This is a genomic window from Acinetobacter sp. V2 (genome assembly GCF_001188385.1).
Taxonomy (GTDB): domain Bacteria; phylum Pseudomonadota; class Gammaproteobacteria; order Pseudomonadales; family Moraxellaceae; genus Acinetobacter; species Acinetobacter oleivorans.
Genome location: NZ_JZFB01000003.1, coordinates 391141 through 397571 on the forward strand (window position 1 = coordinate 391141; position 6431 = coordinate 397571).

Annotated in this window: 6 protein-coding genes; 4 read left to right on the forward strand and 2 right to left on the reverse strand. The window is 41.3% G+C overall.

Annotated features, from left to right (window positions below; translation table 11 throughout):
- Positions 1-14: 14 nt before the first annotated feature.
- Positions 15-302 (reverse strand): phenol hydroxylase subunit, encoded by a 288-nt coding sequence (locus UC75_RS12655; protein ID WP_049837805.1) that lies wholly within the window; start codon positions 300-302, stop codon positions 15-17.
- A 369-nt stretch (positions 303-671) separates the two neighbouring features.
- Between UC75_RS12655 and mobR the strand changes: the two genes are divergently transcribed.
- On the forward strand, positions 672-2342 hold the full coding sequence (gene mobR, locus UC75_RS12660; protein WP_049837806.1) for a phenol degradation transcriptional regulator MobR: 1671 nt from the start codon (positions 672-674) through the stop codon (positions 2340-2342).
- Between the two features lie 57 nt (positions 2343-2399).
- On the opposite strand, the gene UC75_RS12665 is transcribed toward mobR, so the two are convergent.
- A complete protein-coding gene (locus tag UC75_RS12665) occupies positions 2400-2600 on the reverse strand; it encodes a heavy-metal-associated domain-containing protein (RefSeq protein WP_077162564.1) in 201 nt (66 codons plus the stop codon).
- Positions 2601-2766: 166 nt separating this feature from the next.
- Between UC75_RS12665 and UC75_RS12670 the strand changes: the two genes are divergently transcribed.
- From UC75_RS12670 to UC75_RS12680, 3 genes are all read left to right on the forward strand, one after another.
- Entirely contained in the window at positions 2767-5238 is a 2472-nt protein-coding gene (locus UC75_RS12670; RefSeq protein ID WP_049837807.1) for a heavy metal translocating P-type ATPase, read from the forward strand.
- Positions 5239-5313: 75 nt separating this feature from the next.
- Positions 5314-5715: a Cu(I)-responsive transcriptional regulator gene (gene cueR / locus UC75_RS12675; RefSeq protein ID WP_004642046.1), complete on the forward strand. Its 402-nt coding sequence runs from the start codon at positions 5314-5316 to the stop codon at positions 5713-5715.
- A 28-nt stretch (positions 5716-5743) separates the two neighbouring features.
- Positions 5744-6151, forward strand: coding sequence for a GFA family protein (locus UC75_RS12680; protein WP_049837808.1), 408 nt, complete (start codon positions 5744-5746; stop codon positions 6149-6151).
- Positions 6152-6431: the final 280 nt, after the last annotated feature.

A 6431-nucleotide genomic window follows, 5' to 3' on the forward strand; every position in this document is an offset into this window, starting at 1 on the left:
TCTCCTTATATTTTTTACATCTGATCATCGTGATCGTTGCTATTACGTTGCGTGCCGACTAAGGTGGCTTCAGTGCCATAGCGCCATTTTTCTTCCTGAGCATCATTAAAAGCTTGTTGCTCTTGGGTCATTTCAACTACTCGATTGGTCTTACAAAAATCATTAAATGCATGTTTAGGCAAAACCAGTTCCACAAATAGACTTGGGTCGTGAATGGCAAAATCGAATTCGATAAACTCTGCGTTTAAGTCGCCAGTGACCCGAATATATTTGGTTAATTCTTCGACTTGAGGTTGCGTCATGCTGTACTCCATCAAGACATGGTCTTGAAATTGATGAATGCTCCTTGCTCTCGCTATAAGCTTTACAAAAGCTATGCCAACTTTATTTTTATTATTAAAAACAATTGCTTAGTTTTTTTATTAAAAGTGCAGCATTTTTAAAATTCACCATTTCATGAATTTTTTTGAATGGTGAAATAGAGATATTCATGATTTGATGAAGTGGGTCGTAAAAATTTCTTTTTAGATTGTTTAGGGCTTTAAATGGAGAGGTTTAGAAATACTTTTTTAGTATGAAGTTATGTCTTTAAGGTACTAGGACATTTATCTGGTTCTTCGATAAGATGAGATAAAACCCAAATGTGTTTAATGGATTAAAACAGATCACTCATGGCTCGAGTAAAATACGATACAACGGGACGATACGCAGATCATCCGCAAGAAATTCACGATTTGCTGTCTAAATTGCAGTTTGATACTGCCCACGGCCAAATCTGGTTTGATGAATATCGGATGCTGCTTTTACACACCAGCATTATGGGATATTTGCGTAAAGATTTAGCACACATGATTGGGCTTGAGCGGACTAAGCGTTTCTTTATTCGATTAGGGTATCAAGCAGGGTTAAAAGATGCAGAAGTTACAACAAAAATGCGTCCCGATTTAAATGAACACGATGCTTTTATGGCAGGCCCACAAATGCATGCGATTCGCGGAATGGTTCAAGTACAGGCCAACCAGCTCAATTTAAGCCACGATAAAAAACAGTTTTATGCCGATTTAAATTGGCTCAACTCTTTTGAAGCCGATGTGCATTTAGAGCATTTTGGTCCAAGTGATGAACCAGCGTGCTGGATGCTTCTGGGTTATGCATGCGGCTACAGTAGTTTTGCGACGGGCATGACCATTATTTATCAAGAAATAGAGTGTAAAGCGTGTGGCCACGAGCATTGCCGTATTATCGGTAAGCCTTTAGAAGAGTGGGGAAATGCTGATGAGCTGATTCAGTTCATGTCTCCCGAACCCATGGAAAAAGAACTCATTGCGTTGCAGGCTGAACTGTTTGAACTTAAAAAATCAATTTATAGCGACAGTGAAGCCGATTACCAATTATTTAGTTCTGTGGGTAAGTCAGCATCTTATAAACAGGTCTGTGCATTATTAACAAAAGCTGCGGGTTCGAAAGTTTCTATTTTACTACAAGGTGAAACAGGCGTTGGTAAAGAAGCTTTTGCACGAGGGGTTCATGAAAATAGCCAAAGAAAAGAGCAACCTTTTATTGCGGTAAATTGTGCAGCGATTCCACCAGAGTTAATTGAGTCTGAACTATTTGGGGTAGAAAAGGGTGCCTATACAGGAGCGCATCAATCTCGCTTGGGGAAGTTTGAACGAGCCAATGGCGGTACTATTTTTTTAGACGAAGTGATTGAGCTTTCACCTCGTGCACAAGCAGCACTATTACGCATTTTGCAAGAAGGTGAATTTGAGCGAGTAGGAGACTCACAAACTCGTATTTTAGATGTTCGTGTAATTACAGCAACCAATGAAGATCTTGAACAAGCGGTGAAAACAGGACGATTTCGGGCAGATTTGTATTATCGCTTAAATATTTTTCCAGTGCAGATTCCACCTTTGCGGGAGCGCCGTGAAGACATTCCTTTACTGGTTGAACACTTTCTTCATCGCTTTGAAAAAATGTACGGTAAAACCATTCAGGGTGTAAGTGAAAAGACCAAAGTTTTTATGCAGCAATATGAATGGCCGGGTAATATTCGCGAGTTGGAAAATTTATTAGAAAGGGCGGTTTTATTAACGGACGATCAGCAACTGATTAAGTTAAATGCCATTTTCCCACAGATTAAGCATGACCCAGAGCAGGCTGTAGCTGTTGAAACCGACTTTGAGCAATTGTTGCAGGCAGAGTTTAATTTAGAAGAACACGAGAAGCAGTTAATTTTAACGGCTTTAAAAAAGGCAAATCATAATGTGTCTGAAGCGGCACGTTTATTGGGAATATCTCGGGCGGCACTGGACTATCGAATTAAAAAATTTCAGCTTTGAGTCAATATCAACACGCTCAAAAATAAAGGCCTAACTTTAAACGTTAGGCCTTATTCATTATTGCACTTGAGCTGGGAAACCATCTTCTTCAAGTGCTTCAGTAATTTTATCGACGCTTTCACTGCTTTCAACAGTGACGATTTTGGTCGCTAAGTCTACATCTACTTTTGCATTTGGGTCGATATCTTGAATCGTTGCAGTCACACCACGAGCGCAGCCACCACAAGTCATGTTTTCAATAAGTAGTTTCATGTTCATACTCCATCAAGAATGAGATGTTTGTTTGGATAACACAGAGTCTAAACCTTGTCATGATTGTAAGGTCAAGACCAAATTTTTAAAAAAATATGCTTGACCTTCCCATGATGGGAATCTGTATGCTCAATACAGAATATTAAATTTTGCAGATTTGCAGAGGTGTTTGATGGACTCAAAAAACACAAAATTGCCAGCATATAGTGAAACACTTCCAATCGAAGGCATGACCTGTGCCTCGTGTGTAGGTCGTGTCGAAAAAGCACTTAAGAAAGTTGAAAATGTAGAGATTGCCAACGTTAATTTGGCAACAGAAAAAGCTGTTGTTTATTCAAATCAACCGATCCACCGCGAAGCACTGGTTAAAGCAGTTGAACGAGCAGGTTATGATGTTCCAAAAGCTGCGCCAGTGGAGTTGTCTATTGAGGGCATGACCTGTGCATCTTGTGTTGCACGAGTTGAAAAAGCCCTAAAAAAAGTAGACGGCGTTCAAGAAGCTACAGTCAATTTAGCAACAGAGCAGGCTTGGGTGCAGGCAGATGCATCGGTCAATGTCGATGACTTAATTCGCGCTGTTAAAAAAGCAGGTTACGACGCGAAAGCATCTGAAAAAAATCAAGATGAGCAACTCGATAAAAAAGCGTCAGAGTTAGATCAGCTTAAAAAAGATTTGATCATTTCGGTTGTATTGGCTTTACCTGTGTTTATTTTGGAAATGGGTTCACATCTCATTCCAGCTTTTCACATGTGGGTCATGCACACTATTGGTCAATACAATAGCTGGCTTTTACAATTTGTTTTGACCACATTAGTACTCGTTTTCCCTGGTCGCCGTTTTTACCAAAAAGGGATTCCAGCCTTATGGCGTTTAGCACCAGATATGAACTCGCTGGTTGCTGTTGGCACCTTAGCCGCCTACTGTTTTTCAGTTGTGGCAACCTTTATGCCGCATGTGTTACCCCAAGGCACGGTCAATGTTTACTTTGAAGCTGCTGCCGTTATTGTCAGTTTAATTTTGCTTGGGCGATATTTTGAAGCCAAAGCCAAAGGACGAACCTCGCAAGCCATTCAACATTTGGTAGGAATGCAGCCTAAAACAGCTCGTATTCAGCGTGACGGTCAAGTGGTGGAAGTTGCTGTTGCCGAAGTGGTCAGTGGAACTATTGTAGAAATTCGTCCGGGTGAACGTGTGCCAGTCGATGGTGAAGTAGTCGAAGGGCACAGCTACATTGATGAATCTATGATTACGGGTGAGCCTGTTCCCGTTGAAAAAATAGTAGGGCATCAGGTGGTCGGTGGTACGGTCAATCAAAACGGAGCACTGAACATTCGGGCAACCGCAGTGGGTAGCTCGTCTGTACTTTCACAAATTATTCGCATGGTTGAACAAGCTCAAGGTTCTAAACTTCCGATTCAGGGTTTGGTCGATAAAGTCACCATGTGGTTTGTACCGGCTGTCATGCTAATTGCTGCAATCACTTTCTTGGTTTGGTTTATTTTTGGGCCAGAGCCTGCGCTGACTTTTGGTTTGGTGAATGCTGTTGCGGTACTGATTATTGCTTGTCCTTGTGCGATGGGGCTTGCAACACCAACTTCTATTATGGTCGGTACTGGACGTGGTGCTGAATTAGGTGTCTTGTTCCGTAAAGGTGAGGCTTTGCAGCTTTTACAAGAAGCGCAAGTGGTGGCTGTTGATAAAACGGGCACACTGACCGAGGGTAAACCGACACTGACAGACTTTAATGTGCAATCAGGTTTCGAGCGTGAACAAGTACTAACTTTAGTTGCTTCAGTCGAAGCCAAGTCTGAACATCCAATTGCTCTTGCGATTGTTCAAGCAGCAGAGACTGAGGGTCTAACTTTATTACCCGTGACAGCATTTAACTCGATTACAGGTTCAGGTATTGAGGCTGAAGTATCAGGTCAAAAAGTACAAATTGGCGCAGATCGTTATATGCACCAACTTGGTTTAGACGCCAGCTCATTCCAAGCGATTGCGGCTCAATTAGGTGAAGAAGGCAAAACACCGCTATATGTCGCTATCGATCAGCAACTTGCAGCAATTATTGCCGTGGCAGACCCAATTAAAGAAACAACCTATGCTGCGATTGAGGCCTTGCATCAATTAGGTCTCAAGGTTGCCATGATTACAGGAGATAACCGTCATACGGCGCAAGCGATTGCTAAAAAGCTGAACATTGATGAAGTTGTGGCAGAGGTTTTACCTGAAGGCAAAGTGGACACAGTTCGCCAACTGCAAAAACAATATGGTCGTTTGGCCTTTGTAGGTGATGGCATTAACGATGCACCAGCCTTGGCGCAAGCAGATGTCGGCTTAGCCATTGGTACAGGAACAGATGTTGCCATTGAAGCTGCCGATGTTGTGTTGATGTCTGGTAGTTTAAAAGGCGTACCGAACGCAATTGCATTAAGTAAAGCAACCATGCGAAACATACGTCAAAACCTGTTTTGGGCATTTGTATATAACGTTGCTTTAATTCCAATTGCAGCAGGTGCGCTTTATCCAGCATTTGGTGTGTTACTTTCACCTATGTTTGCAGCAGGCGCGATGGCACTTTCTTCGGTTTTTGTTTTAGGCAATGCATTACGCTTAAAACGTTTTCATGCGCCAGTACAGTAAGGGTGCTGAAAATCAACTTTTGGTTTAAGATCATGACAGCAGGTCTTAAACCAAATTTAATATTTGAGGTGTGAGATGAATATCGGTCAGGCATCCAAACATTCAGGCATTTCGGCGAAAATGATTCGCTACTATGAAGAAATCGGTTTACTTGAAGCAGCTCAGCGTTCTGCTTCTGGCTATCGCATTTATTCAGAAACAGACCTTAAAACTTTAAACTTCTTAAAGCATGCTCGGGAGTTAGGTTTTTCATCTGAACAGATGAAAGAGCTTATTTCGCTTTGGAAAAATACCGATCGGCAGAGTGCAGAGGTGAAAGCCTTAACCGTCAAACACATTGCCGAATTAAAACAGAAAATTGCCCATCTTCAAGAAATGGTCAATATTTTGCAGGCTTCAGCCGATGATTGCTGCGGCAACCAGCAAGCTTCTTGTGCCATTTTAGATCACATTGAAAAAGGTGTGGGTGTAAGCTAAGTTTTATTAAAATAAAAAAGGAAAAATCATGGCTTATACAGCTTCTTGTCTTTGTAATGGGATTCAACTGCACATTAATGCCGAATTAGAACCCATTATGGTTTGTCATTGTACGCAGTGCCAAAAAGCCCAAGGTGCTGCTTTCGCTGCTATTACTCAAGTACAAAAAAGAGACTTAAATGTTGTGCAGGGTGAAAACCTGTTACAGGCTTATTTTGCATCGCCTAATAAAAAGAGAGTGTTCTGTAAAACCTGTGGTTCACCGATTTGGAGTGAACGTTTAGATAAACCTGAAGTGGTGCGTTTAAGGGTAGGACTCATTAATGAAGAAATATCGACATCTGTCATTTCTCATGCTTTTGTGTCTTCAAAAGTGAAGTGGTATCCAATTTGCGATAGTGCTCGCCAATATCAAAATGGGGTAGAAAACCCTTAAATATTAAGGTTGGATGCTATTTTATTCATTTGTAAAAAAACGTGAACAAGACTAGCCATGAATAAATAATGTGCTATAACTGTACCTAAGGTAATCGTAATATCTCCTCGATCCACAGGGAAACTTGGGACAGGGCAAAAGATACGATAGGACCTTACATATAGCTAGCAAAGAGCATGTAAGAGATGGATAGACACAAATCTTAGATTGCTCACCGTTGCAGAAAAGCCCGTGAAACGGGCTTTTTTAATGCCTGTAAAAAAGCTATTTATTGGATGAC

Bases quoted from the DNA above. Each gene is read 5' to 3' on its own strand.
- UC75_RS12655 (WP_049837805.1), bottom strand. From the start codon at position 302: ATGACGCAACCTCAAGTCGAAGAATTAACCAAATATATTCGGGTCACT.
- mobR (WP_049837806.1), top strand. From the start codon at position 672: ATGGCTCGAGTAAAATACGATACAACGGGACGATACGCAGATCATCCG.
- UC75_RS12665 (WP_077162564.1), bottom strand. From the start codon at position 2,600: ATGAACATGAAACTACTTATTGAAAACATGACTTGTGGTGGCTGCGCT.
- UC75_RS12670 (WP_049837807.1), top strand. From the start codon at position 2,767: ATGGACTCAAAAAACACAAAATTGCCAGCATATAGTGAAACACTTCCA.
- cueR (WP_004642046.1), top strand. From the start codon at position 5,314: ATGAATATCGGTCAGGCATCCAAACATTCAGGCATTTCGGCGAAAATG.
- UC75_RS12680 (WP_049837808.1), top strand. From the start codon at position 5,744: ATGGCTTATACAGCTTCTTGTCTTTGTAATGGGATTCAACTGCACATT.